This window comes from Lentzea sp. JNUCC 0626, from assembly GCF_043632865.1.
Classification (GTDB): Bacteria; Actinomycetota; Actinomycetes; order Mycobacteriales; family Pseudonocardiaceae; genus Lentzea.
Map to the genome: position 1 here is coordinate 2,228,302 of NZ_CP171635.1, position 25,906 is coordinate 2,254,207.

Below are 25,906 nucleotides of genomic sequence, written 5' to 3' on the forward strand. Positions count from 1 at the left end.
AACAACCTGCTAACAAGCCACTACCCTGTGCACTGGGGGAGGACGTGCTGTGCGGTTTGCTGTGCTCGGTCCGGTCGAGGTCTCGCGCGACGGGGAAGTCGTGCCGCCCGGCAGCGGACGGGAGAGGTTCGTGCTCACGACGCTGCTCCTGGCCGCTCCTGCGGCGGTGCGGGCGGATGCACTGATCGACGCGCTGTGGCCGGACGACCCGCCACCGACGGCCAAAGCCCAGCTGCACAACCTCGTCAGCCGGCTGCGCGGGCGCCTCGGCCCGGAGGTGATCACGTCCGGGACCGCCGGGTACGAGCTACGCATCGACGGACACCAACTGGACCTGCACGAGTTCCGCTCGCTGGCCGCCAACGGAGCGCTGGACGACGCGCTGGCGCTGTGGCGCGGGCCCGCGTTGGCGAACGTGCCGGACGAGCTGGCTGCCGGGTTGCGCCAGGCGCTGCACGGCGAGCGGCTCGCGGTGATCGAGACGCGGTTGGCAACCGAGCTCGAGGCCGGCCGGACCGAGGACGTGCTGCGCGAGTTGCGCGAGCTGATCCGCGAGCATCCGTACCGGGAAGAGTTGCGGGAGCAGCACATGCGGGCGCTGCTCAAGGCAGGGCGGCGCGCGGAGGCGTTGGAGGTGTACCGCCGGACGCACCGGGTGTTCGCCGACGAGCTCGGCATCAAGCCGGGAGAAGGCCTGCGCCGCCTGGAACAGCAGGCATTGCACGGGATCGCGGTGCGCCCGCGGCAACTGCCCGCTCAGGTCGTCCCGCTGGTCGGCCGGGCCGACCTGGTACAGGAAGTCAGCGCAGCGCATGGGGTCGTCCTGCTGCTCGGACCTGGCGGCGTGGGCAAGTCCGTGCTGGCGCTCACGGTTGCGCACCGGATGTCGGCCAAGTTCCCCGACGGGCAGCTGTACGCGGACCTGCGAGCCACTCCTGCAGCGCACGAGGTGCTCGGCAGATTCTTGCGGGCTCTGGGGGCCGAGCCTCCTGCGGACAGTGCCGAGCGGGTCGCCCTGTACCGCAGTCATCTCGCTGACCGCCAGGTGCTCGTGGTGCTGGACGACGCTCGTGACGAGGAGCAGGTCCGCCCGTTGCTGAACGGGACAACGCTGATCACCTCGCGCCATCGGCTCGGCGGGTTGCTGGGGGTGCGGCGGTGGACGTTGCCGCTGCTGTCACCCGCGTCGTCGGCCGAGCTGCTGGCGAGCGTAATCGGAGCACAACGCGTTGCGGCGGAACGAGAAGCGGCCACCGAGATCGCAGAGCTGTGCGGGCATCTGCCGCTCGCGCTGTCCGTCGCGGCGGGCAGGCTCGCGATCGAGGAGACGTGGCGGCTCGAAGACCTGCGGGCCAGGCTCACCGACGAACGCTCGCGGCTCGGAGCCCTCCGCGTCGGTGACGTGGACGTGCGGGCGAGCATCGAGCTGAGCTGCGAGGCGCTCGATCCGGCCGCGCGCAAGCTCTTCCACACCCTGGGCAACCTCAGCGGGCCCGACTGGCCCGCCTGGGTTGCCACACCGGCGGTCGACGCGCTCGTGGACGCGCACCTGGTGGTCCGCCTCGGCCGGGACGCCGCCGGCCAGGAGCGGTACCGCATGCACGAACTCGTGCTGGCATTCGCACGGGAGCGGGAAGAGGACGTGAGCGCGATCTTGACCGGGTGGCTCGCACTCGTGTCGGAGGCGGACGCGCAGCTCGATCACGACCTGCCGCGACCGTCTCCGCTGCGTGCGGTGGCTCCGACCACCGCGGCCCGGCGCCACCCGCTCGAGTGGTTCGACACGGAGTGGCCGAACCTGTTGGCCGCAGTCGCACAGGCGAGCGACCTCGAACTCGGCGACCTCGCCACCGAACTGCTGGTGCGCATGGCCGGCTACTGGTGGTTGCGCTCACTCGGCGACGAGCTGGAACACCTCATCCCGGTCAACGACGACATCCGGCTCATCGACGTGCTTTTCGAGATCCGGTTGCAACGCAACGAGTACGCCGGCCTGCCCGCGCTGGCCGACCGTCTGTTGTCGGCCGCGAGCACCCCGGAGTGGGAGGTGCGGGCCTTGCGCAGGCGCGGCCAGGCATCGATGCGCCAGGGCCTGCTGGGCGAGGCGGCCGCCTGGCACAGCCGCGCGGTGGCCGCCGCCCGCACCGGCTGCCCCGACCTGGTGCAGACGTGCCTGGACAGCCTCGCTTGGACACTCACCGAGTCGGGGAAACCGGAACGCGCGGTGACGCTGTTCGACCCCTCGGCAACCGGCGCGCTCGCTCACTACCACCGCGGCATCGCGCTCACCGACCTGAACCGGATCGAGGACGCGGACCGCGCCTTCGCCAAGGCACGCAAGATCGCCGACGAGGGCGGCGAGACCGCCGGACTCGCCTACCTCGACCAGGCGTCGGCGGACGCCGACATCCGTGCGGGCCGCTACGCCCAGGCAGCGTTCCGCCTCGACGCCGCCCTTGGCGAGCACGAACGCAACTCGTGCGCGGACGGCGTGGGCGAGGTGCTGCGCAGCCAGGCCGACCTGGCAATCGTGACTGGCCGCGAGGCGGATGCGATCCGGTACCTGCGACGCGCGCTGACCACCTGGCGTTCCATCGGCGACGACCTGCAGATCGCCCGCGTCCTCGCACGCCTCCACCACATCGGCGCGGCGGGCGACGAGCACCAGGCGATCCTGGCCAGGCTGTGCTTACCGGAGTCCTGTCTGCGCATGCCTCGGATGTGATCGCGGATCGTCCTCAGCGACCGCACACAACGGCGCTGACACCGGGACCTCATGCCGCAACACCAGAAACTCGACGTCCTTGGCCGCCTAGGACCGGCCGAGCAGCACCAGCCAGCCACGCAACCCGCCAGAGACGAAGTACAGCAATCACAACGCCACGCCCACGTCTCCGAGCGCGTCGAACATGGCGTGGATCCAGGCACCCTCGACCCCACGAGGGTGGGCACGTCCACGAGTTCGGGCTGAGCAACCGCCCGGCTCGCCTGCGTCTCGTTGATCGCCTCCACCAGCGCGGCCGGATCAACGCCCGCCTTGATCGCGTTCTGGAACCTCTTCAACTCCTCTCCGCCTTGGCTGGCTGCCGAACACCGTGCGAGAGCACGAGTTGCTCCGAATCGATCTTGACATCGACTGCTCCGCGGTGATCGTCTACAGCGTCAGACCGTTGCGGGGCCTCACTTCTGGCTCGCACTGGTCGTCACATGCCAATCGCCGAACGGACGTGGTGACAGCAGTGAGCTTGGATTCCGCGAGCACGCAATCAGCCAAGACGAAGCTCGTGGACGCGGTGCTCGCGAACGAACCGCAACTGCGCGCCCTCATGCCCGACCCGGCGATCACGGCGAGGATCCAGGAACCGGGTCTCGCGCTGGGCACCACGGTGGAGCGGCTGATGACCGCCTACGCCGACCGTCCCGCGGTCGCTGTGCGGGAGTTCGAGACGGTGACCGATCCGGCGAACGGCCGCCGCAGCCGGCGACTGCTGCCCGGCTTCGTCACCCGCACCTACAGCGAACTGTGGGCCGACGCGGGCGCGCTCGCGGCGGAGTGGGCGGCTCAGGGCATCGGCGCCGGCGACTTCGTGGCGACGATCGGGTTCACCAGCGGCGAGTACCAGACGGTGGACCTGGCGGCGATCCGGCTCGGCGCCGTGACCGTGCCGTTGCAGCCGAACGCGCCGGTCGCGCAGCTGCACGCGATCCTGGCCGAGACCCGTCCCGTGCTCTTCGCCACCAGCGTCGAGCACCTGCCCAAGGCGGCTGCGCTCCTGCGCGTGGCCGAGGGGGCACGCGCGGCTCTGGTCTTCGACCTGCATCCCGATGTCGACGAGGAACGTGACGCCTACGCCGAGTTCTCGGAGGCTCTGGCCGGGACGGGGGTCGAGGTGATCACGTACGCTGAGGTGCTCGACCAGGGGCGCGCGCGGCCGGCTCTGCCGGTGTACGTGCCGGAACCGGGCGAGGACCCGCTGGCTTCGTTGATCTACACCTCGGGCAGCACGGGCAGCCCCAAGGGCGCCATCTACACGCAGCAGTCGGTGCGCAAGCTGTGGACCGGCGGCAAACGGCCCGCGGCCGCCTTCCCGGTGGTCACGGTCAGCTACATGCCGATGAGCCACGCCTTCGGCCGGACGATGATCAGCGGCACGTTCGGCAACGGCGGGACGGTCTGCTTCTCCGCTCGCAGCGACCTGTCCACGCTCTTCGAGGACATCGCCCTGGCCAGGCCGACGCAGCTGATGGCCGTGCCGCGCGTCTTCGACATGCTGTTCCACGAGTACCAGGGGCTGTTGGAGCTGCGCGCCGGTGAGCTCGACGAACGCGAACGGGACGCCGCGGTCAAGGCGGACCTGCGCACCCGCGTCCTCGGCGGCCGGATCGTCGAGGCGCTGGTCGGCAGCGCGCCGATCTCCGCGGAGATGAAGCGGTTCGCCGAGGAGTGCCTCGACGGCCCGTTGACCCTGGGCTACGGAGCCACGGAGTTCGGCACGGTCCTGCGCGACGGCAAGCTGCTCCGCCCGCCGGTGGTCGACTTCCGGCTGGTCGACGTCCCCGAACTCGGCTACTTCGGGACGGACCGGCCCCATCCGCGCGGCGAGCTGCTGCTCAAGGCCGAGTCGATGTTCCCCGGCTACTTCAAGCGGCCCGAGCTGACCGCGTCGGTCTTCGACGCGGACGGCTTCTACCGCACCGGCGACATCATGGCCCTGACCGGCCCGGACGAGCTGCGCTACGTCGACCGCCGCAACAACGTGCAGAAGCTGTCGCAGGGCGAGTTCGTCACCCTGTCGAAGCTCGAGGCCGAGTTCACGGCTGATCCGCTGATCCGGCAGATCTACGTCTACGGCAGCAGTGCGAGGGCGTTCCTGCTGGCGGTGATCGTGCCGGCCGAAGCCGCTGTGCGGGAAGCACAAAGCACAGAGGCGCTTCGGGCGACGCTCGCCGAGGCGTTGCGGCGAACCGCGCTGAGGGCCGGGCTCGAACCGTACGAGATCCCCCGTGACTTCCTCGTCGAGACCGAGCCGTTCAGCGCGGAGAACGGCCTGCTGTCCGATGTGCGGAAGCTGCTGTCACCGCGGCTGCGCGAACGCTACGGCGAGAGGCTGGAGGCCCTCTACGCGGAGCTGGCGCGCGGCGAGGCGGACGAGTTGCGAGCGTTGCGGCGAGGCGGGCCGGATCAACCGGTCGCCGAGACGGTGACGCGAGCGGCGCGGGCCATGCTCGGCCGCAGCAACGAGGAACTGGACGACGAGGCGCGGTTCGTCGAACTCGGCGGAGACTCGCTGTCCGCGGTCTCGTTCGCCTCGTTGCTCGGCGAGATCTACCGGATCGAGGTCCCGGTGGGCGTGCTGCTCGGTCCGTCGGGCACGGTGCGGGGCATCGCGGCGCACGTGGCGGCGCAGCGCGCGTCCGGCAGTGCCAGGCCCACCTTCGCGTCGATCCACGGCGCGGAGGCGACCGAGATCCGGGCCACCGATCTGACCCTCGACCGGTTCCTCGACCCGGCCGTGATCACGGCGGCCGCCGCCCTGCCCCGCCCGAGCGGACCTCCGCGTGTGGTGCTGCTGACCGGGGCGACGGGGTACCTGGGCCGGTTCCTGTGCCTCGACTGGCTGCAACGCCTCTCCCGCACCGGCGGGAAGCTCGTGTGCGTCGTGCGCGGTGCCGACGACAAGGCGGCGCGCGAACGGCTCGACGCCGCGTTCGACACGGGCGACGCCGCGCTGCTCGATCTCTACCGCGACCTGGCCGAGGAGCACCTCGAGGTGCTCGCGGGCGACCTGGCGGAGCCGTCGCTCGGGCTCGACGCGCGGACCTGGCAGCGCCTCGCCGGTGAGGTCGACGCCGTCGTGCATCCCGGTGCCCTGGTCAACCACGTGCTGCCCTACGAGCACCTGTTCGGCCCGAACGTGGCCGGTACCGCCGAACTGATCCGGTTCGCGATCACGGAACGGATCAAGCCGTTCACCAACGTGTCGACGACCGGCGTCCGGAGCCAGGTTCCTCCAGGGGAGTTCGCGGAAGCCGCCGACGTCCGCACGATGGGCGCGGTGCGCCGCCGCAACGACGACTACGCCAACGGCTACTCGCTGAGCAAGTGGGCCGGCGAGGTGCTGCTGCGCGACGCGCACGAACGCTGCGGGTTGCCGGTGACGGTGTTCCGGTCGGACATGATCCTCACCCACAGCCGCTTCACCGGTCAGCTGAACGTGCCGGACATGGTCACCCGGCTCGTGTTCAGCCTGGTGGCCACCGGCCTCGCCCCGGCGACCTTCTACCGCAGCGCGGACGGCACGCCGCCCAGGGCCCACTACGACGGACTGCCCGTGGACTTCATCGCCGAGGCCGTGAGCGTCCTGGGCACCCGCGAGACCGAGGGCTACCGCACCTATCACGCGTTCAACCCGCACGACGACGGCATCTCCCTGGACACCTTCGTGGACTGGCTGGTCGAGGCCGGTCATCCGATCACGCGGGTCGAGGACCACGAGGAGTGGCACCGGCGCTTCGAGTCCGCGCTGCGCGACCTGCCCGACGCGCAGCGCCAGCACTCGTTGCTGCCGCTCCTGCACAACTACCGCACACCGGCTGACCCCGTGGGCGACGACGCGTCGCTCAGCCGTCGGTTCCGGGAGGCCGTGCGGGAGGCGAAGATCGGCCAGTCCGGGGACGTCCCGCACATCACCCGGGAACTGGTGCTCAAGTACGTCAGCGATCTGCGGCAGCTGCGGCTGTTGTAGATCGGGCGAGCACCTCCTGGGCGACCGGAGAACTTCCGATAAACTGCTCGCTTGTGTCGCAATACCGCCACGAGGTCGAGGCAGGCACGGTCATCGAGCCGCATCGGCACGACGGCGACCACCAGCTGCTCTACGTCAGCAACGGCCTCTTCGCGACGAAGACCGAGCACGGCACCTGGGTCGCGAGCGCCCAGCGCGCGATCTGGACGCCCGCCGAGACCTGGCACGAGCACCGCGTCTACGGCCGCACCCTGGTGCACCTGCTGCGGTTCCCCGTCGACCAGGAACTGTTCGCGGGCGACCGCCCGACGGTGATCGCCGTGTCGCCGCTCCTGCGCGAACTGCTGATGGCCTGCACCGAGGACGGTCTGCCCGAGGACGAGGCACAACGGCTGCGCGCGGTGATCCGCGACCGCGTCCGGCACGCGGACCTGGCGCCGTTGTCCCTCCCCGCAGCCAGTGACCCCCGCCTCGCCGACGCGTGCCGGCTGGTCACCGACGACCTCAGCGTCCCGCGCACGATCACGTGGCTGGCGGCCAGGACAGGCACCAGCGACCGGCACCTCGCGCGGTTGTTCCGCGCCGAGTTCGGCACCACCTATCCCCAGTGGCGCACCAACGTCCGGGTGTTCCAGGCCATGGTCGAACTCAACGGCGGGGCGACCGTGACCGAGACGGCGCACCGGTGTGGGTGGGCCACCACGAGCGCCTTCGTGGACACGTTCGCCCGCACGATGGGTCAGACGCCGGGCGCCTACCGGGCCGTGCGGTAGCCGCACTGAGACCTCAGTTCGGCACGGTTCGCGCATTCCCTCCATCAGCACGACCTGTCCACTAATTGGCCATAAATGGCATTCTCGTGAGGCGCGCGAATACTCCCGACTACGGGAGTCGCAACTCCGCACCTATTCACGAAACGGGCACACTCGCCACTGATCATCGCTAGCGTGACCGAGTGACAACTGACAGCCAGAGGGACGGTGTCGCGTCGCGGCCCGGCCGCGCGGGTTCGGCCTGGTCGGCGCAGGACACCGCGATTCTGTTGGACGGAGTGCGGCACGGCACGACGCTGGACGCACTGGCCGGGACGTTGCACCGCACAACCGGTGCCCTGCAAGCACGCTGTCAGGCTCTTCTTCCCCCGGAACTGCGCCCTGCGTTGCGAATCGATGCCGCGACGGTCCTGCGGAGGCATCTGGCGGCAGGCCTGGCTTCCGAAGTGCCGCTGGGAAATCCGGGCCGCACGTCGAGCCGGCGCCGGACGAGCCGCGGACCCGTGGCGACGCCTGTTCGGCTGAGCGACGAGCAGCGGCGGATGATCGACGCCGTGCGAGCCGGGCGGGACGTGATCGTCGACGCGACGGTCGGGTCGGGCAAGACGACGGCGATCCAGGCGTTGTGCACCGAAGTGGGCCGGAACCGGAACGTGTTGTACCTGACCTACAGCAAACTGCTGAAGGCGGACGCACAACGCCGGGTGAAGCACGCGAAAGTGCAGAACTACCACGGCATCGTGTACCCCTCGCTGATCGAGGCGCGCATCAGGTGCGGCGTCGGCGAGTCGATCCGGCGGTTCAACGCGGCGTTCGACCGGCTCTCGGCCAGGTTCCCCAGGTTCGACCTGCTCGTCGTCGACGAGTACCAGGACATCAACGAGGAGTACGCGCAGCTGTTGCGCAACATCAAGTCCCTGAACCCGTCGATGCAGACCGTGCTGGTCGGCGACCTGGCCCAGAAGGTGCAGTCGAACACGACGCTGGACGTCCAGCGGTTCACCCGGGAGATCACCCGGCAAGCCGAGTTGATGCCGTTCACGCAGTCCTTCCGGGTCGGCCGGGAACTCGGAGCACTGCTCGGCGAAGCCTGGAACAAACCGGTCGTCGGCGTGAACGACGCCCAGACGATCCGGTACGTCTCCTACGACGAAGCGCTCGAGTTCCTGGCTGCCAAGAGTCCTGGCGAACTGCTGTGCCTGGGCAGGCGCAACGGGCAGATGGCCGAGGCCCTGAACCACCTCGAACGCAAGCACGGCGAGGTGTTCAACAAGAAGACCGTCTACGCCTCCATCCGAGATGGCGACACCTCGGTGACCTACCACGACAACGCCGCGGTGTTCACGACCTTCGACTCCAGCAAGGGCCTGGAACGGCCGGTCAGCGTCGTGTTCGACTACGACGAGACGACGTGGGACATGCGCTGCAACTTCCCCAACGTCGACACGACCGTCATGCGCAACGTGTTCCTGGTCGCCGCTTCGCGCGGAAAGAACGAGGTCGTGTTCGTGCGATCCGAAAACTCCCAGCGAGGCCCCAAGAGCATCGGCTTCATCCCCGTCCAGCGGTTCACGAACCTGCCGGACGACGAACTGCCGAAGTACGAGAAACCGTTGCTCGCGTCGGACTGCTTCGACTTCACCTACGCGGAGAACCTCCAGGCGTGTGTCGACCTGCTGGACAGGCGTCGCCTCGACGACGGTGCGGGCGAGGAGATCAACATCGACCGCGTCGACGGGCTGATCGATCTCTCTCCCGTGGTGGGGCACTACCAGGAGGCGGTGTTCTTCGACGGGTACAACCCCGCCCTCGAGGTGCTGCTGAACCCCAAGCCGATCGCACGGCAACTGCAGGCGAGGCTGAACGAGGACGCCTGGCACAACTCGCTGGTGCTGACCGCCGTCGACACGGACCAGATGCGCTACGCGGAGCAGGTGACGCGGAGCGTCAGCGCCGAGGTGCGCGACGCGCTGGTCAGGCGGTTGGCCACGCGGCTCCCCCGCGGCTGTGCGGCACAGGTGCAGATGAGTCTGCCGGGCCGGGCGGTCGCCTCGGCGGCGGCGACACCGATCTCGTTCCTGGGCGTCGCCGACGCCGTGCACGACGACCAGGTCTTCGAGCTCAAGTTCGTCTCCGAACTCGACCACGCCATGTTCCTCCAACTGGCGCTCTACCTGGTGATGAGCGGGCACCGGAGCGGGGTGCTGTGGAACACGCGCACCGATGAGCGGTGGGCGGTGCGGGTGCCCGACCGCGAGAAGTTCATGAACGCCGTCATCGTGTGCGTGACCAAACAGCGCTACAAGGCGTTCAAGACGGCCTCAGCCCGCGGATAACGCCTACTCGCGTCGGCAATGATTCCACGTCGACCAGGAATGCGCTTTCACCCGATCGCCGCGAATTGTCGCCTGGGAAACTCGCGCAATCGAGTCGGGCGCGCCGCGAAGTAACGTTCGCCGTTCGTCGGCGAAACACAGAGACGTCTCCGGGAGGTGGGGCCATGAGTCGCCGCGAAAAGCCGACGCTGATCAAGTACGAGAGCTTCGTGCGGGGTCACGCGTTCTCGTTCCACGAGCAGCCCTACCTGGGCGAGCTGTTCGACGCTATTCGCGACACCCGCCGGCCGCTGACGCTCGTGGTCGGCGCCGGGGTCTCGATGAGCGCCGGGCTGCCGTCCTGGGAACGGCTCATCTCCAACATGGCGAAGTCGGTCAGGCCGGAGAACCTCTCCGAGATGGCGCAGCGGGACCGCTCCACGCCGATGCGCAAGGCCGAGATCATCCTCAACCTCGTCAAGGCGAGCAACCAGAGCAAGACCGAGCACGAGATCATCCGGGACGCTCTCTACCCGAGCGCCTTCGAGATCAACCCCGGCCAGCTGGCCAGCTCGATCGCCCGCCTCGTCGCCGCGCGCTCCGGCGAGGTCCGGCTGCTGACGACCAACTTCGACAGCATGCTCGAAGCGGCACTTCTCGCCTATTGCGGCTCCGACGACATCGACTCGCACTCGCTCGACGACGTCGACGCGTGGCGGGCCTCGCTCGGTTCGAAGAAGGTCGGTGTCCTGCACCTGCACGGGCTGGTGCCGTTCGGGCGGAAGCCCCTGCCGCGCACGCCGATCATCCTCACCGAATCGCAGTTCCTCAAGTACGGCGCCGAGGTCAGGCAGGTGATCTCGGAGAACCTCGCGGGCGCGGTCACCGTCTTCGTCGGGCTGAGCATGTCCGACCCCAACCTCATCGGCCCGCTCTACGAGAGCGCGGCGCAGAAGTCCGGCAGCGCCCGTTTCGCCCTGGTCGTTCCGGAAACGACGCCGGGGACGAGCTACGAGGACTCGGCGCAGTACGCGATCGAGTCGGCGGTCTACCTGGAACAGCACCTGGACCTCAAGTCCGTCTTCCTGAAGTCCTACTCGCAGCTCAACCAGGTCGTCGCGGACCTGTCGCTGGCAGTCGCCGAGCCTGCCCGGTACGACCACGGCCGCTCACGGCGCGGCCGGGATTCCCTCGTGTACGGAACGCGCCTCGCGGCCGCGCTGGACCGGTGTTACGGATCTCTCGGGTGCACGCGGACCCAGCAGGTGCCCACCGGCGACGCCGCCACCGACCTGACCGTCCGGCTGCACCGCGCGCTGCACGCGCCGAAGGGACCGGTCGCGCTGCTGAAGTCGTTGAGCTACCGGTACGGCGACTACCGCATCGGAGGCGCCGACGGCGAGAACTTCGCCCTGTTCCTGTGGTTGCGAGCGAGGAAGACCAAGGACGGACGTCAGCCCTACGCGCTGTCACTGGCGGGTTCGTCGGCGTACATCCACCGCGAGGAGTGGTCGCTGCGGCACGAGGTGCCCATCACCAGAGAAGCGCCGTTCGCGGCGGCCCAGGCGGTGTTCGAGGGCAGCCCGCAGATCGTCGACATCACGCCCGTACCGCCGCTGCCCATCTGGCGGGGCATCATCGCGGCACCGATCGTACTGGCTCAGACGGCCTCGACGGTGATGGTGGGCCGGCACCCGGCCGATGTGCTGACAGTCGGCGCGATCACCTTGAACGGCACCCGCTACGTCGCGGGCAAGCACACGAACGGCGCGGCTCCCGAGGAGCTGTCCCTCATCAACAAGCTCGACTCCGGCGACTTCTCGCGCCTGCTCACCACGCTGACGTGGACGGCGCAGGAGGTGTTGGCGCTCAGGTAGTGCGCATCAGGCCCGCGCTCACCGGGCAGCGGGCTCGGGCAGCGGCTTGACCACGATCGCCTCGACCGGTCCCGGCACGCGCACGAACGTCTTGTCGCCGACCTGGCGCTCTTCGGACTGCCGGATGATCGACTCGCCACGAGTACGTGCGTCGGTCTTCGACTTGCGCTCGGACATGACGCCACCATCCTCGTAATCGAACCCCCGTACCTGAACGGTACGCCGATCCCCACCACGTGAACAGCCGTGGTCTACCCATGTCGGACCTGATCAGAGGTCTGTTACACCGACTCTCGACCGGTCGCGCACCGGATGCGACGCTCGCCGGCGGATATGCGGACGATACGGTCGCTGTCCTAGGGTCGAGGCGGTGGACAGGGCACCAGGTTTGAGCGTCCGCCTCAAACTCACGATCAGCTACGCCGGCTTCCTCATGATCGCGGGCATCCTGCTGATGGCGGCCGTGCTCACCTACTACACCTACTTCCTGCCCGACGGCTGGATCCTCACGCCGACCGGCGACTTCCTGATCAACCGGACGCGGCTGGCCACGTCGTTCGCGCCGTTCGTCGCCGGGGTGCTCTGCTTCCTGCTGGTGTTCGGGCTGGCGGGCGGCTGGTTCCTGGCCGGGCGGATGCTCGCGCCGCTGGATCGGATCACGCACGCCACGCGCGTCGCGGCCGGTGGATCGTTGGCGCACCGGATCGCGTTGCCCGGCCGGTCGGACGAGTTCCACGAGCTGGCGGACGCGTTCGACGCCATGTTGGCGCGGCTGGAGACGCACGTGGCCGAGCAGCAACGGTTCGCGGCCAACGCGTCGCACGAGTTGCGCACGCCGTTGGCTGTTACGCGGACACTGCTCGACGTCGCGCGCAGCAGCCGGGACCCGGACGAACTGGTGGAGCGGCTGCACTTCGTGAACACCCGCGCGATCGATCTCACCGAGGCGTTGCTGGTGCTGAGCCGTGCCGATCAGCGGTCGTTCGCGCGGGAACGGGTCGATCTGTCGTTGATCGCCGAGGAGGCCACGGAGACGCTGATCCCGTTGGCGGAGAAGCACGGCGTCGCGGTCGAGACGGGCGGGGAGAGGGCGTTCGCGGCCGGGTCGCCCGCGTTGTTGTTGCAGGTCACCACGAACCTGCTGCACAACGCGATCGTCCACAACGTTCTCGACGGCACCGTGCGGGTCACGACCGCCGCCGGGCCCGCGTTCGTCTCGTTGACCGTGGAGAACACCGGGTCGAAGCTCACCCAGCAGCTGGTGGAGACGTTGACCGAGCCGTTCCAGCGCGGCACCACGCGGGTGCGCGGCGACCAGGCCGGGGTGGGGCTCGGGCTGGCGATCGTCAAGAGCATCACGCAGGCGCACGACGGGACGCTCGCGCTGACTCCCCTGGCCGACGGCGGACTGCGGGTCACGGTGCGGCTGCCCGCACCGTGACCGCTCAGGCGATCGGGAAGTCGAAGTAGGTGTCCGGGTACGGCTCTTCGATCAGGGTGTAGTGCCACCACTCGTTGTCGTAGCGCCGGAATCCGCAGGCTTCCATGATTGTCAGGAGGTGCTGCCGGTTCGGGGCCTCCGCGACGGGTGCGCCGTGGTGCGAGATCGGGTCCATCAGGTCGTGGCCGCCGCCCATCGCGACGAGGTCGCCGGTGTCGAGGTGGTAGAGGGTGAGGTCGGTGGTGCTGCCGCGGCTGTGGCCGGATCTCGTTGCCACGTAACCCTGTTCGAACATCTCGGCCCTGCTGATGTTCGGGTGGAATCGGGACTTGGTCACCGGGTCGTCGGGCTCGGACGCCCAGCGCAGGAAGCGGTCCACGGCGCGTTGCGGGCGGTAGCAGTCCCACAGCAGCAGCCCGAAGCCGACCGATTCGGCCTTCTGCTGGGCCAGGTCGAGGGCCGCGCACAACGCCGTGGTGCCCACGACCCGGTTGACGAGGTAGCCGTCGACGGGTTTGCCGGTGAAGTTGTCCCAGGTGGCGTACTTGGCGTCCCAGCGCACGCCCGGCACGGCCTCGTCGGCGAACGCGAAGTCGGGGTTCACCGGAGCTTTCCCGTCAGCGCCAACGACACGAGCCGGTCGACCACGTCACCGAGCGACAGGCCCGCCGCCGCCATCATGCGCGGGTAGCGGCTGTAGGAGGTGAGGCCGGGCATCGTGTTGACCTCGTTGAGCACGACTTCCCCTTGCGGTGTCAGGAACAGGTCGACCCGCGCGAGGCCCGAGCAGCCCAACGCGCGGTAGACGGCCTTCGCGGTCTCGCGGACCAGGGCGGCCGAGTCCGCGGGGATGTCGGCGGGAACGACGAACGTCGAGTTCTCCGAACCGGCTTCGGGCGCGTCCTCCTGGTGGATGCGGAAGAAGCCGTGGGTCAGCGCGACGCGGTCCAGTTCGCCGAGGACCAGGTCGTCGCCGACGCCGAGGACCGAGCAGCCGATCTCCTGGCCCGCCACCGCTTCTTCGACGACGACCTTCGAGTCGTACTGCCGGGCGACCTCCAGCGCTGTGTTCAGCTCGTCCTCAGTGGACACCTTGGTCACGCCGAACGACGACCCCGACCGCGCGGGCTTCACGAACACCGGCCAAGTCGGCGACTCCGGCACCTCGGTCCAGTACGTCGGCGTGGCAACGCCCGCGCTCCGGGCGACGACGTAGGTGAGCGACTTGTCCATGCACAGCGCGGAACTCTGCACGTCACAACCGACGTACGGGATGCCGGCGAGTTCCAGCAGCCCCTGCACCGCGCCGTCCTCCCCCTGCCTGCCGTGCAGCACCGGGAACACGACGTCGAGGCCGATCACCTCGAACGCCCCGTCGCCCAGCACCACCAACCCGGACGGCGAGAGCACCACCGGACGGCCGTCGACCGCCTCCGGGCCCGTGCACAGCAGCCAGTCGCCACCTCGGGTGATCTTGATCCAGCACGGCTCGTACCGCGCGGGGTCGAGGCTGCGCGCCACCTCCCCCGCGGACTTCACCGAGACGGGGTGCTCCTCGAACGCCCCGCCGAAGAGCACGCCGATCCTGACCTTGCTCATGCCGTTCCCCCAAAACTCACGCAGTTCACGAGTGTGTTCTCCACGGTGTCGCTCAGCGCGTGGTCCGTGTAATAAGCGGTGTGCGGAGTGATGACCACGTTCGGCATCCCGCGAAGACGCACCAGCGTGTCCAGATCGATTTCCCGGGCGCGGCAGTCGGTGTAGAAGATTCCTTCTTCGCCTTCCAGCACGTCCAATGCCGCACCACCCATCCGCCCGCTTTCCAACGCCTCGACCAACGCCTTGGTGTCGATCAGCGGACCGCGCCCGGTGTTGATGACGAACGCTCCGGGTTTCATCAACGCGATCCGGTCGCGGTCGAGCAGATGATGAGTTCCCGCGTTCAACGGCGTGTGCAACGTGACGACGTCGCTCACCCGCAGCAGTTCGTCCAACGGCAGGTAGTCCGCCGAATTGCGCGGCCTGCTGTCGTGCGCCACCACGCACCCGCCGAACCCGCGCAGCCGATCCGTCACCGCCACGCCGATCCGCCCGGTCCCGATCACCCCCACGGTCAGATCGCGCAGCTCACGGCCCCGCGTGCCGAGCCGGTAGTCGTGCAGGTCGGCCCGCCTGAGCACGGACCTGACGTCGCGCAGCAGCACGAGCGCGAGCATCACCGTGAAGTCGGCGACACTGTCCGGCGAGTAGGCGATGTTGCCGACCTCGATGCCGACGCTCGCGGCGAACTCGACGTCGATGTGATCGACCCCGATGCTCCGCGTCGACACGTAGCGCACTCCGGCACGACTCAACGCCTCAAGAACGGACTGGGTCACCCGCGTTTTGTGCCCGACGCTGACGCACCGATTCCCGAACGCCAGTGCGGCGTTCTCCGCAGACACCGGCTCCTCGACGAAGGTCGGCGCAACGCCGCACCGAGGTGCCATTTCCCGGAACAGGACGGCCTCATCGGGCTCGCACCCGTAAATCGTGATTCCTGTTGCCATGCGACTCAGTCAAGAGCGCACGCAGTTGCCACGTCGTATGCGGTTTTCGATATGCACGCGATATGCCGACGACGAAGCCGACTGCCGCGACGAGCTCGCGGAGGGCCTGACCTGACCCACGACCACCGCCCCGGCTGCGGCTGCGCACCCCGCCGGGAGTTCCGCCCCAGGGACCCGGCGCGACCTCTAAGCAGGCTTCACCAGCAGGTCCATCGTCACCGGCAGCTCCGCCCGCAACGACTCGACCACCTCGGCGTTGCCGGACAGCTGGTGCAGCAACGCGCGCTGGAACAGCCCGTCGAGCGTCACGTAGATGATCGCGGACGACGCCGCAGGTGTGCCGCCGAGCAGCTCGGCGTAGCGGTGGACCACCCGCCACACCATGGCCTCGCGGTGGCTGTCGATCTCCAGCACGTCCGCGCGGAACGACTCGTCGAACAGGCTCTGGTTGCGCAGGTCGTACCAGAGGCGGTGCAGCGTCGCGTCCTGGTCGAGGGTGTCGAAGAACATCGCCACGAACTCGTCGCGCAGCTGCTGAGCAGTGGTGGACGTCGCCACGACCTCGTCGTAGCGCGTCACGCAGACGACCTCGTACTGGCGGACCGCCTCGGTGATCAGGTCGCGCTTGTCCGCGAAGTAGTAGTGCAGGACGCCGTGCGAGAACTCGGAGTTCTGCGCGATCTCCCGCAGGCTGGTGCGTGCGTAACCCAGCTCGGCCAGCGTGTGCAGGGTGGCCACGGCGAGCTCCGTCCGCCGGGCGTCGAACTTGTCGACCTGCCGGCGGGCGATGCGGTCCTGCTTGCGCGAAGCGACTTCTGTCACGCCTCGGAGCCTACCGCTCACTGCTACAAACCTTGACCACCCGTCCAAAAAATCTTGGACAGTCGTCAAGGAAAATCTTGACGACTGTCCAGGAATAACTAGTGTGTGACCCATCCCACTGAGGAGGCGACTCAATGACGAGTTATCAGCTGGACGGGCGAAAAGCGCTGGTCACCGGGGGTGCGCGAGGGCTCGGCGCGGGCATGGCCCAGGCGCTGGCGCAGGCCGGCGCGGCGGTCCTGATCGGCGACGTCCTGGAGGAAGAGGGCAAGCAGACGGCCCAAGCGCTCCGCGACCAAGGTGCCGCAGCCGAGTTCGTCCCGTTGGACGTCACCGACGACGAAAGCTGGGCCTCCGCGGTGAGCACGGCCGTCGACGCCCTCGGCGGGCTCGACATCCTGGTCAACAACGCGGGCATCGAGATCACCAGCCTGATCACCGAGCTGAACCCGGCCGACGTCCGCAAGATGCTCGACGTCAACGTCCTCGGCACCGCGCTCGGCATGAAGCACGGCCTGCGCGCCATGCGTCCCGGCGGTGCGGCGGGCAACGGCGGGTCGATCATCAGCATCGCCTCCGTCGCGGCGACCATCGCGTTCCCCGGCATCAGCGTCTACTCGGCGACGAAGTCCGCGATCGACCGGCTGACCAGGGTCGCCGCCATGGAGTCCGGCAAGCTCGGCTACGGCGTCCGCGTCAACTGCATCTACCCCGGTCTCACGCCTACGGCGATGGGCAACCAGCTGGCCGTCGACTGCGCCGAACTGGGTCTCTTCCCGTCGGTCGAGGAGGCGGTGGGCGCGGTCGTCGGACTGACGCCGCTCGGCCGCCTCGGGCAGGTCGACGACATGGCGGACGCCGTGGTGTTCCTCGCGTCCGACGCCTCGAAGTTCATCACCGGCGCGGGTCTGCCGGTCGACGGCGGAATGGGGATGTGACGCGATGCCCACCGACAAGCCCGTCGTCGTCTACGGCGCCTCCGGCTACACCGGCCGGCTGATCTGCGAGTACCTCCGCGAATACGGCATCCCGTTCCTGGCCGCCGGTCGCGACGGCAAGCGCGTCAAGGAAGCCGTCGACGCCGTGCCCGGCATCGACACGGTCTCCTACGACGTGGCCGAGGTCGAGCACTCCACCGACGCCCTGACCGAGGCGTTCACCGGCGCCAAGGTCGTGCTCAACACCGTCGGCCCGTTCTCCCGCTACGGCCACGAAGCCGTCCAGGCCAGCCTCAACGTCGGCGCGCACTACACCGACACCAACGGCGAGCAGGACTGGATGATCGACGCCGACGCGCAGTACGGCGCCGAGTTCGCGAAGCAGGGGTTGCTGCTCTCCCCCGGCATCGCGCAGATGTACACGGTCGGCGAGATCGCCGCGCAGATCTGCCTGGAGCAGCCCGGACTGGACACTTTGGACATCGGGGTGTTCTGGAAGGGTTATCCCACCGTCGCTTCCACCAACACCATCCTCACGAACGCGGCGTTCGCGAAGGCGTACTACCTGGAGCAGAACGAGTACGTGGAGTGGCCGCCGGACGCGGGCCTCTACGAACTCGTCGTGCCCGGCCAGCACGAACTCGGCCTCGCCCTGCCGTGGGGCGGGACCGCGCACCCGGTGTGGTTCAAGCGCGATCCGCGGGTGGCGTCCGTGCGGGCGCTCGGTGGCGTGTTCAACCGGCCGTTGATGCTGGGTGTGCCGCAGATCGTCGCGGCCGCGCTGGAGCAGATGGAAGGCAAGTCGGACGCGGAGAAGTACGAGATCGTCGACGCGTTCTCCGCCCAGGTGCGCAGTGAGATGCCGCCGCGCGAGAACCCGCGGATCAACATCTCGCTCGACTCCGTGCACGCGTCCGGGCCGCTGGGCCGGTCGAGCTGCGTGATCCACGGCAACTGCAACTACAAGCAGACGGCGTTGCTGAACGTCCACGGCGCCGTGCACCTGCTGCAGGACGCGCCGCGGCGGGTCGGGTTCGCGTCGGGCTGCCAGGCGTTCGGGCATCGGGAACTGCTCGGCGCGCTGCGGTCGTTCGGGCTGGTGCTCGACCCGATCGTCGAAACGCACCGCTGATGCGCCTCAGTGACTACCTGGACAAGGGCGCGTCGCTCGGGGGCGACGCGCCCTGCCTGACCGTCGGCGGGGTCTCCCAGACCTACGCCGAGGTCCAGCAACGCTCCCGGGACATCGCGGGAGCGTTGCAGGGCAGCGGGATCGAGGCCGGTGACCGGGTCGCCGTGCTGTCCGCGAACGACCCGCTGGCGCTCACCTGCGTGTTCGGCATCTCGCGGGCCGGGGCGGTGTGGTGCCCGGTCAACCCCCGCAACGAGGCGGCGGAGAACCGCGAACTGCTCGACCTGTTCGGCTGCCGCTGCCTGTTCTTCCAGGCCAAGTTTGCTCCCCTGGTCGAACGGATCCGCGGCGACCTGCCCGCGTTGGCGATCCTGGTGTGCCTGGACGGCGAGGTCGACGGCGCCGTCCCGTTCGACGCCTGGCTCGCGAAGTTCGGCCGCGAGCCGGAGCCGGTGTTCGTCCCCGACGACGACCTGTGCGTGCTGGCGGGCACCGGCGGCACGACCGGGCGGCCCAAGGGCGTGCGGCTGACCGGCCACAACCTGGAGACGGCGACCGCGCTGACGCTGATGAGCTACCCGTTCGGCGTGCGTCCCCGGTACCTCGCGCTGGCCCCGCTGACGCACTCGGCGGGCGTGCTGACGTTCCCGATCATGTCGATGGGCGGCGAGACGGTGATCATGCCGTCGCCGGATCTCGGCGAGTTCCTGCGGCTGATCGAGCAGCACCGGATCACGCACGCGTTCCTGCCGCCGACGGTGATCTACGGCCTGCTCGACCACCCGGCGCTCGACGAGACGGACCTGAGTTCGTTGCGCTGCCTCTGGTACGGCGCCGCGCCGATGTCGCCGGTGCGGCTGACCGAGGCGTTGCGGCGGATCGGGCCGGTCATGGGTCAGCTCTTCGGGCAGACCGAAGCACCGAACATGATCGCGACGCTCGCCCCGGCCGACCACTTCCTGCCCGACGGGTCGATCGCGGTCGAGCGGCTGTCGTCGGCGGGCAGACCGTCGCCGTTGACGCAGGTCGCGATCATGGCTCCGGACGGCACGTTGCTACCACCCGGCGAACGCGGCGAGATCGTCGTGCGCGGGCCGTTGGTGATGGCCGGCTACCACGAGAACCCGGCGGCGACGGCCGAGGTGAGCGCGTTCGGCTGGCACCACACCGGCGACATCGGCTACCTGGACGCGGAGAACTACCTGTTCATCGTCGACCGCGCGAAGGACATGATCATCACGGGCGGGTTCAACGTCTACTCGGCGGAGGTCGAGCAGGCGTTGCGGGCGCATCCGGCGGTGCAGGACAGCGCCGTGGTCGGGCTGCCCGATCCCAAGTGGGGTGAGCGGGTCACGGCCGTGGTGCAGCTGCGGGCTTCCGGTCAGGCCGAGCCCGACGCGTTGATCGCGTTCGTGAAGGAACAGCTGGGCGGGGTGAAGGCGCCCAAGCAGGTGGAGATCTGGCCGGATCTGCCTCGGTCCAAAGTGGGCAAGGTGTTGAAGGCCGAGATCCGCGCGCAGCTCTCCGGGAACTGAAGCCGTTCCTCGCACGACCTGTGTCGTGTGAGGGTGGACAAGGCCGTCGTGCTCGCGACGGCCATCTCGGTTTCCTGTGTCGTGGCAGTGGTGTTGTGGGCCGGCGACGTGCACGCGTTGCTCGGGGACAGCGATCCCGGACGGCTGACCTCCGTGGCGTTCGGGCTGGTCAGAACACTCGCGAACGCGGCGGGGACGGTGGCGGTCGGCGCGCTGGTGTTCGGGGCCTTCGTGGTTCCGGCGCCGCCTCGGCGCGCTCAGCTCACCGCGCCCGCCTACGCGGCGGTGCGGACCGCCGCCAACGCTGCCGCTGTGTGGGTCGTCACGGCCGGATTCGCGGTCGTTCTGTCCACTGCGGACGCCACGGGTCAGCCGCTGTCCGTGGTGGTGCGGCACTTGCCGGGGTTGGTCGGGGCGACCGAGGAACCCAAGGCGTGGCTGATCACGGTCGTCGCGGCGGGCGTCGTTGCCGCCGGAGCGCGGGCCACGTTGACGTGGACGACCTCGGTGTTGTGGACTTTGCCCGCGTTGGCCGGGGTGCTGGCGCCGGTGATCACCGGGCACGTCGCGAACGGCGCGTGGCACGACGTCGCCACGAACGCCATGGTGTGGCACATCCCGGCTGCTGCTGTGTGGATCGGCGCCCTGGTGGCGTTGCGGCGGCGCGTGGGTGACGAGGTCGTGCTGCGCCGGTACCGCGTGCTCAGCAACTGGTGCATCGGCGTGCTGGTGCTGAGCGGGTCGGTCGTCGGCGTGGTGCTGGCCGGGCCCGATCTGGGCAGCGGGTACGTCGTTCTGTTGCTGCTCAAGGTCGCGGTGTGTGCGGTGATTCCGCTGGTCCGGGCGAGGTGGGGCACGCGACGGCCGCTCGGCGTCGAACTCGTCGCGGTCGGGCTGGCGCTCGGGGCCTCGACCGGGCTCGCTCATCTCGTGCCGCCCGCGTGGAGCGTGGTGCGGCCGTCACCGCAGGAAACCCTGATCGGGTACGAACTTCCGGTCGCGCCGTCGTTCACCGAGATCGTGCTGGGTTGGCGACTGGACCTCGTGGTCGGGCTCGGCGCGCTCGTGCTCGCCGTGCTGTACGTGGTGGCGGTGCGGCGGGTGCAATCGTGGCCGGTCGGGCGCACAGTCTCGTGGTTGTTGGGATGCTCGGTGCTGCTGGTGGTGACGTCGTCGGGCGTCGGCCGGTACGCGGCGGGCACGTTCAGCACGCACATGGTGGCGCACATGGCGTTGAACATGCTCGGGCCGGTGCTGCTGGTGCTCGGCGGGCCGATCACGCTGGCGTTGCGGGTGCTGCCACCGGGTCCGCGCGTGTGGATCAAGGCTCTGGTGCACTGCCGGGTGGCGCGGTTCGTCGCGCATCCGGCGGTCGCCGCGATCACGTTCGTCGGCTCGTTCTACCTGCTGTACTTCTCCGGGCTGTTCGGGGCGGCGATGCCGTTGCACTGGGCGCACCAGCTGATGAACGTCCACTTCGTGCTCACCGGGTACGTGTTCTTCTGGCTGGTGATCGGGGTCGATCCGGCGCCGCGCTCGTTGCCGCACCTCGCCCGGCTCGGGTTGTTGTTCTCCGTAATGCCTTTTCACGCGTTCTTCGGCGTGATCCTGATGAACAAGCAGACCGTGATCGCCTCGAACTTCTACCGGTCGCTGGATCTCGTGTGGGTGCCCGACCTGCTGACCGACCAACGGCTCGGCGGCGGGATCGCCTGGGCCACCGGGGAGATCCCGATGCTCGTCGTGGTGCTCGCCCTGATGCGCCAATGGGCCGTCGCCGACCGGCACGAGGCCCGGCGGTTCGATCACGCCGCCGACGACCGGCTCTCCGCCTACAACGCGATGCTCGCCGAACTCTCCGAACGGAAGACCTCCGCATGACCGTGGAACTGGCCGTGTCCGGCATGACGTGTGCCGCCTGCGCGACCCGCATCGAACGCAAGCTCAACAAGCTCGACGGCGTGCGCGCGACCGTCAACTACGCCACCGAACGCGCGATCGTGCACGGACTCCCGGAGTCCGACGCGGTGGAGGTCGTGCGGGCGGCCGGGTACGACGCCTCCACGACGGGCTCGCACGTCGACGTGGTCGGAGCGTTGCGGCGACGGCTCGTCGTGGCGGCCGTGCTGGCGATCCCGCTCGGGAACCTGACGCTGGCGCTGACGTTCGCGCCCGCGTTGCGGTTCCCCGGCTGGGAGTTGCTGTGCGTGCTGCTGAGCCTGCCGGTGGTGGCTTACTCGGCGTGGCCGTTCCATCGTGCTGCGGCGCGGAATCTGCGGCACGGATCGTCCAGTATGGACACCCTGGTGTCGCTGGGGGTGCTGTCGTCGTTCGGGTGGGCGGTGTGGACGCTCGACGTCGGGTACCTCGACGTGGCGGCCGGGGTGACCACGTTCCTGTTGGCGGGGCGGTACTTCGAGGTGCGGTCGCGCCGGACCGCGGCCGGGTTGTTGAGCGCCCTCGCGGGGCTCGCGGCCAAGGAGGCCCGCGTGCTGCGTGACGGCGCCGAGGTGATGGTGCCGGCGGCCGAGGTGCGCGTCGGGGACCTGCTGGTGGTCAAGCCCGGTGAGGCTTTACCCGCGGACGGGGTGGTGACCAGCGGGTTCTCCTCGATCGACGCGTCGTCGATGACCGGCGAACCGGTGCCGGTCGAGGTGACGGCCGGGTCGCCGGTCGTGGGCGGGACGGTCAACCACACCGGACGGCTCGTCGTGCGCGCCACCGCCGTCGGTGCGCACACGCAGTTGGCGCAGATGAGGGCGTTGGCGCAGCAGGCCGCCGAACGCAAGGCGCGCGTGCAACGGCTGGTGGACCGGGTGTGCGCGGTGTTCGTGCCGGTCGTGCTGTCGTTGTCCGCGTTGACGCTGGCCGGGTGGCTGGTGTTCGGCGGTACGGCGCTGGAGGCGTTCCGGGCGGCGGTGTCGGTGCTGATCATCGCGTGCCCGTGCGCTCTCGGACTCGCGACGCCGACCGCGTTGATGGTGGGCGTCGCGCGGGCCGCCCAACTGGGGATCCTGGTGAAGGGGCCGGACGCTCTGGAGGCGTCGCGGGCCGTCGACACCGTGGTGCTGGACAAGACCGGCACGGTGACGACCGGCCAGATGACCGTGGTGGGCACGTTCGGTCCGGACGTGCTGCGGTGGGCGGCGGCGGTCGAGTCCGCGTCCGAACACCCCATCGGTGTCGCGATCGCCGCGGCGGTGACCGATCCCCCGCCCGTCACCGGCTTCGAGGCGCTCGTGGGTGCCGGTGCGCGCGGTGTGGTCGAGGGGTCCGAGGTCCTCGTGGGGTCGCTGGCGCTCATGTCCTCTTTGGACGTTCCGGAGGACGTCCTGGCGTGGCACTCCGGCCTCGGCGCCGAGACCGGGGTGCTGGTCGCGCGGGACGGGGTGGTGATCGGCGGGATCGCGGTGCGCGACACCGTTCGGCCGTCCGCTCGCGCTGCCGTCGAACGGTTGCACGCCATGGGGTTGCGGACGATTCTGCTCACCGGGGACAGCGCCGCCGCCGCTCAGGTCGTGGCCGCCGAGATCGGTGTTCAGGAGGTGCTCGCCGGTGTGCGCCCGGCGGAGAAGGTCGAGGCGCTGGAACGGTTGCGGGCCGCCGGGCACCACGTCGCCATGGTCGGGGACGGGGTGAACGACGGCCCGGCGCTCGCCGCCGCACACCTCGGGATGGCGATGGCACGCGGCAGCGAGGTCGCCGCGCACGCCGCCGACGTGATCCTGGTGCGCGACGACCTCGACGCCGTGCCGGACGCGATCGTGCTGGCCAACCGCACTTTGACGACCATCCGCGGCAACCTGTGGTGGGCGTTCGGCTACAACGCCGCCGCGATCCCGCTGGCCGCCGCCGGACTGCTGAACCCGCTGATCGCGGGCGCGGCCATGTCGTTGTCGTCGGTGCTGGTGGTCGCCAACAGCCTCCGGCTCCGGTCCGTCACGCCACGCGCAGCACCGTCTTCCCCCGCGGACTCTTGATCTCGCCCTTCAGCACGCGGGGCGCGTCTTCGAGCGGTACCTCCAGCCCGATCACGGGCTGGAGCCCGCGCACCGCTGCGAGCCGCTCGGGCTTGCGGTCGAGCCGGTAGTTGAGCGCGGGGTCGTCCAGGCCGAACGCCGTCGAAAGCACCGTGGCCCCTTGTGCTGCGGCCTGCACGCGGCGCATGACCTCGCGATCTCCGACGGTGTCGAGTACGGCGTCAGGCCGGGTCCGGCGGACCACGTCCTCCAGGGGTTCTTGGCCGCGCAGCACCACCTCGACGTCCAGGTCGCGCAGCTGCTCGGCGTTGGACGCGGTGGCGATGACCTTGACGCCCGCCGCGAGCGCCAGTTCGAGGGCGAACGAGCCGACACCTCCCGGTCCGCCGATGACCAGCAGCGTGCCGCCGTCGGGCACGCGGAGGTGTTCGAGGGCGCCCAGGGCCGTCATGCCCGAGGTCGGCAACGCGGCGGCGACGTGACTCGGCACGTCGTCGGGGATGGTGGCCAGCGCGCCGAACGTCGGCACCGCCTGCACGACCGCGACCTCGGCGAACGTCCCGCAGCGCAGCGGTCTGCCCCAGAACTGCCCGAACACCCGCTCCCCCACCCGGAACTCGGTGACGCCCTCGCCCACCGCTGTGACAACCCCGGCGCCGTCCATGCCGAGGGTGAGCGGGAACCGGTACTCGCCGATGGCCTGCAGCGACCCGGACGCGATGGCCAGGTCGAGCGGGTTGGTGGCGGCCGCCTCCACGGCCACCTGGACCTCACCCGGTCCGGGCTCGGGAATGGGCTGGTCGGTGAGCTCCGGGACGTCCCCGAAGCCGTTGATGGTGATCGCTCGCATGCCCCCAGCCTGCGACTCTTCGGGCTCGAAGAGAACGACCGGTTCGGCAGCGACTAGTACCTTCCAGGTAACAATCCTGATGCTGATGAGGTAATAGGCTGGAGCGCATGGTGGAGTCTCGTCCTCTCCGGTACTTCGTGGCGGTCGCCGAGGAGCGTTCCTTCACCCGCGCCGCCACCCGCCTCGGCATCGCCGGACCGGCCCTCTCCCGCGCCGTCCAGGCGTTGGAACACGAACTCGGCGTGCCCCTGTTCACCCGCTCCACCCGCGTCGTCGACCTGACCGAGGCGGGCGAGGTCCTGCTGACCCACGCCCGCCCGGCCCTGGAAGCCCTCGACGCCGCCGCCCTCCGCGCGAGCCGAGCCACCCGCCGAGGCCTGGTGCTGGCGGTGAAGGCCGACACCGACGGCGGCCTGCTCGAACCGATCCTGCGCGCCTGCCCCGACCCGGTCACCGTCCGCCTGTGCGGCTGGCGCGAACACACCCGCCTGCTGCGCACCGGCGAGGTCGACGCCGCACTGATGTTCGAGCCCTACGACCCGGACGGCATCGACGTGGACGTGGTCGCCTCGGAACCCCAGGTGGCGGTGTTGCCCGCGACCCACCCGCTCGCCGACGCCCCCACCGTGCGGCTCGCGGACCTCGGCCTCTCCGGCGACCTCAGCGAGCAGGCGGAGCGCGACATCGGGGAGCACGGCGTGCACGACCTCGCGCAGCTGCTGGCATTGGTCGGCCTCGGGGTGACGATCACGGTGCTGCCGAGGTCGGTGGCGGCGAAGTACCCGCGCCCGGCCGTGCGGTACGTGCCGATCGAGGACTGCCCGCCCGCCGCACTGGTGATCGGGTGGGCTGAGCGGTCTCGCAGCCGGGAGGTCGCGGCCCTCGTCAGAGCGACGCTGGCGGTGGCCGAGGAGCACGGGATGCACCCCGTTCCCAGGACGTGACGAC

General features: G+C 69.6%; 18 protein-coding genes. 12 read left to right on the top strand and 6 right to left on the bottom strand.

The window, feature by feature from the left end; genetic code table 11:
- Positions 1–49: 49 nt before the first annotated feature.
- The 5 genes from JNUCC0626_RS09960 (at position 50) to JNUCC0626_RS09980 (ending at position 11,711) form a co-directional block, all read left to right on the top strand.
- Entirely contained in the window at positions 50–2,725 is a 2,676-nt protein-coding gene (locus JNUCC0626_RS09960) for an AfsR/SARP family transcriptional regulator (protein WP_394619399.1), read from the top strand.
- A gap of 514 nt (positions 2,726–3,239) precedes the next feature.
- The gene (gene car / locus JNUCC0626_RS09965) at positions 3,240–6,746 is read left to right on the top strand and encodes a carboxylic acid reductase (protein WP_394619400.1); all 3,507 of its coding nucleotides are present in this window, start codon (positions 3,240–3,242) and stop codon (positions 6,744–6,746) included.
- 53 nt (positions 6,747–6,799) lie between these two features.
- Positions 6,800–7,519 carry a helix-turn-helix transcriptional regulator gene (locus JNUCC0626_RS09970; protein WP_394619401.1) on the top strand — a complete coding sequence of 240 codons (720 nt, stop codon included), beginning with the start codon at positions 6,800–6,802 and terminating at the stop codon, positions 7,517–7,519.
- Positions 7,520–7,701: 182 nt separating this feature from the next.
- Complete coding sequence (locus JNUCC0626_RS09975; protein WP_394619402.1) at positions 7,702–9,855, top strand: DEAD/DEAH box helicase family protein; 2,154 nt, start codon at positions 7,702–7,704, stop codon at positions 9,853–9,855.
- A gap of 164 nt (positions 9,856–10,019) precedes the next feature.
- Positions 10,020–11,711 carry an SIR2 family protein gene (locus JNUCC0626_RS09980; protein ID WP_394619403.1) on the top strand — a complete coding sequence of 564 codons (1,692 nt, stop codon included), beginning with the start codon at positions 10,020–10,022 and terminating at the stop codon, positions 11,709–11,711.
- 18 nt (positions 11,712–11,729) lie between these two features.
- Here the strand turns inward: JNUCC0626_RS09980 and JNUCC0626_RS09985 are convergent, their stop codons facing one another.
- A complete protein-coding gene (locus JNUCC0626_RS09985) occupies positions 11,730–11,888 on the bottom strand; it encodes a hypothetical protein (RefSeq protein ID WP_394619404.1) in 159 nt (52 codons plus the stop codon).
- A gap of 193 nt (positions 11,889–12,081) precedes the next feature.
- Between JNUCC0626_RS09985 and JNUCC0626_RS09990 the strand changes: the two genes are divergently transcribed.
- Positions 12,082–13,152, top strand: a complete 1,071-nt coding sequence (locus tag JNUCC0626_RS09990) for a sensor histidine kinase (RefSeq protein ID WP_394619405.1) — start codon at positions 12,082–12,084, stop codon at positions 13,150–13,152.
- A gap of 4 nt (positions 13,153–13,156) precedes the next feature.
- Here JNUCC0626_RS09990 and vanX read toward each other — a convergent pair whose 3' ends face one another.
- The 4 genes from vanX to JNUCC0626_RS10010 all read right to left on the bottom strand — a co-directional run bounded on the left by vanX (position 13,157) and on the right by JNUCC0626_RS10010 (position 16,523).
- Positions 13,157–13,756: a D-Ala-D-Ala dipeptidase VanX gene (vanX, locus tag JNUCC0626_RS09995; protein ID WP_394619406.1), complete on the bottom strand. Its 600-nt coding sequence runs from the start codon at positions 13,754–13,756 to the stop codon at positions 13,157–13,159.
- Positions 13,753–14,751: a D-alanine--D-alanine ligase family protein gene (locus JNUCC0626_RS10000; protein ID WP_394619407.1), complete on the bottom strand. Its 999-nt coding sequence runs from the start codon at positions 14,749–14,751 to the stop codon at positions 13,753–13,755. Before JNUCC0626_RS10000 ends, vanX begins: the two co-directional genes overlap by 4 nt.
- A complete protein-coding gene (locus JNUCC0626_RS10005) occupies positions 14,748–15,701 on the bottom strand; it encodes a D-isomer specific 2-hydroxyacid dehydrogenase family protein (protein WP_394619408.1) in 954 nt (317 codons plus the stop codon). Before JNUCC0626_RS10005 ends, JNUCC0626_RS10000 begins: the two co-directional genes overlap by 4 nt.
- A 186-nt stretch (positions 15,702–15,887) precedes the next feature.
- Complete coding sequence (locus JNUCC0626_RS10010) at positions 15,888–16,523, bottom strand: TetR/AcrR family transcriptional regulator (RefSeq protein WP_394619409.1); 636 nt, start codon at positions 16,521–16,523, stop codon at positions 15,888–15,890.
- Positions 16,524–16,657: 134 nt separating this feature from the next.
- On the opposite strand from JNUCC0626_RS10010, the gene JNUCC0626_RS10015 reads away from it, so the two are divergent.
- Genes JNUCC0626_RS10015 through JNUCC0626_RS10035 form a run of 5 tightly spaced genes read left to right on the top strand, consistent with a single transcriptional unit; the run spans position 16,658 to position 24,108 of the window.
- Positions 16,658–17,461, top strand: a complete 804-nt coding sequence (locus JNUCC0626_RS10015) for an SDR family NAD(P)-dependent oxidoreductase (RefSeq protein WP_394619410.1) — start codon at positions 16,658–16,660, stop codon at positions 17,459–17,461.
- Between the two features lie 4 nt (positions 17,462–17,465).
- Complete coding sequence (locus tag JNUCC0626_RS10020) at positions 17,466–18,593, top strand: DUF5938 domain-containing protein (RefSeq protein ID WP_394619411.1); 1,128 nt, start codon at positions 17,466–17,468, stop codon at positions 18,591–18,593.
- Positions 18,593–20,128: an acyl-CoA synthetase gene (locus JNUCC0626_RS10025; protein WP_394619412.1), complete on the top strand. Its 1,536-nt coding sequence runs from the start codon at positions 18,593–18,595 to the stop codon at positions 20,126–20,128. The genes JNUCC0626_RS10020 and JNUCC0626_RS10025 overlap by 1 nt, the downstream gene beginning before the upstream one ends.
- Positions 20,129–20,161: 33 nt before the next feature.
- Complete coding sequence (locus tag JNUCC0626_RS10030) at positions 20,162–22,009, top strand: cytochrome c oxidase assembly protein (protein WP_394619413.1); 1,848 nt, start codon at positions 20,162–20,164, stop codon at positions 22,007–22,009.
- The gene (locus JNUCC0626_RS10035) at positions 22,006–24,108 is read left to right on the top strand and encodes a heavy metal translocating P-type ATPase (RefSeq protein WP_394619414.1); all 2,103 of its coding nucleotides are present in this window, start codon (positions 22,006–22,008) and stop codon (positions 24,106–24,108) included. The genes JNUCC0626_RS10030 and JNUCC0626_RS10035 overlap by 4 nt, the downstream gene beginning before the upstream one ends.
- On the opposite strand, the gene JNUCC0626_RS10040 is transcribed toward JNUCC0626_RS10035, so the two are convergent.
- Entirely contained in the window at positions 24,068–24,958 is an 891-nt protein-coding gene (locus tag JNUCC0626_RS10040) for an NADP-dependent oxidoreductase (protein WP_394619415.1), read from the bottom strand. The genes JNUCC0626_RS10035 and JNUCC0626_RS10040 overlap by 41 nt on opposite strands.
- Positions 24,959–25,065: 107 nt before the next feature.
- Here JNUCC0626_RS10040 and JNUCC0626_RS10045 point away from each other — a divergent pair, with 107 nt between their 5' ends.
- On the top strand, positions 25,066–25,902 hold the full coding sequence (locus JNUCC0626_RS10045; protein WP_394619416.1) for a LysR family transcriptional regulator: 837 nt from the start codon (positions 25,066–25,068) through the stop codon (positions 25,900–25,902).
- Positions 25,903–25,906: the final 4 nt, after the last annotated feature.

Excerpts from the sequence above, each read along its gene's own strand:
- JNUCC0626_RS10045 (WP_394619416.1), top strand. The coding sequence starts at position 25,066 with ATGGTGGAGTCTCGTCCTCTCCGGTACTTCGTGGCGGTCGCCGAGGAG.
- JNUCC0626_RS10040 (WP_394619415.1), bottom strand. The coding sequence starts at position 24,958 with ATGCGAGCGATCACCATCAACGGCTTCGGGGACGTCCCGGAGCTCACC.
- JNUCC0626_RS09985 (WP_394619404.1), bottom strand. The coding sequence starts at position 11,888 with ATGTCCGAGCGCAAGTCGAAGACCGACGCACGTACTCGTGGCGAGTCG.
- JNUCC0626_RS10025 (WP_394619412.1), top strand. The coding sequence starts at position 18,593 with ATGCGCCTCAGTGACTACCTGGACAAGGGCGCGTCGCTCGGGGGCGAC.
- JNUCC0626_RS10020 (WP_394619411.1), top strand. The coding sequence starts at position 17,466 with ATGCCCACCGACAAGCCCGTCGTCGTCTACGGCGCCTCCGGCTACACC.
- JNUCC0626_RS10000 (WP_394619407.1), bottom strand. The coding sequence starts at position 14,751 with ATGAGCAAGGTCAGGATCGGCGTGCTCTTCGGCGGGGCGTTCGAGGAG.
- JNUCC0626_RS10035 (WP_394619414.1), top strand. The coding sequence starts at position 22,006 with ATGACCGTGGAACTGGCCGTGTCCGGCATGACGTGTGCCGCCTGCGCG.
- JNUCC0626_RS09980 (WP_394619403.1), top strand. The coding sequence starts at position 10,020 with ATGAGTCGCCGCGAAAAGCCGACGCTGATCAAGTACGAGAGCTTCGTG.
- JNUCC0626_RS10015 (WP_394619410.1), top strand. The coding sequence starts at position 16,658 with ATGACGAGTTATCAGCTGGACGGGCGAAAAGCGCTGGTCACCGGGGGT.
- JNUCC0626_RS10005 (WP_394619408.1), bottom strand. The coding sequence starts at position 15,701 with ATGGCAACAGGAATCACGATTTACGGGTGCGAGCCCGATGAGGCCGTC.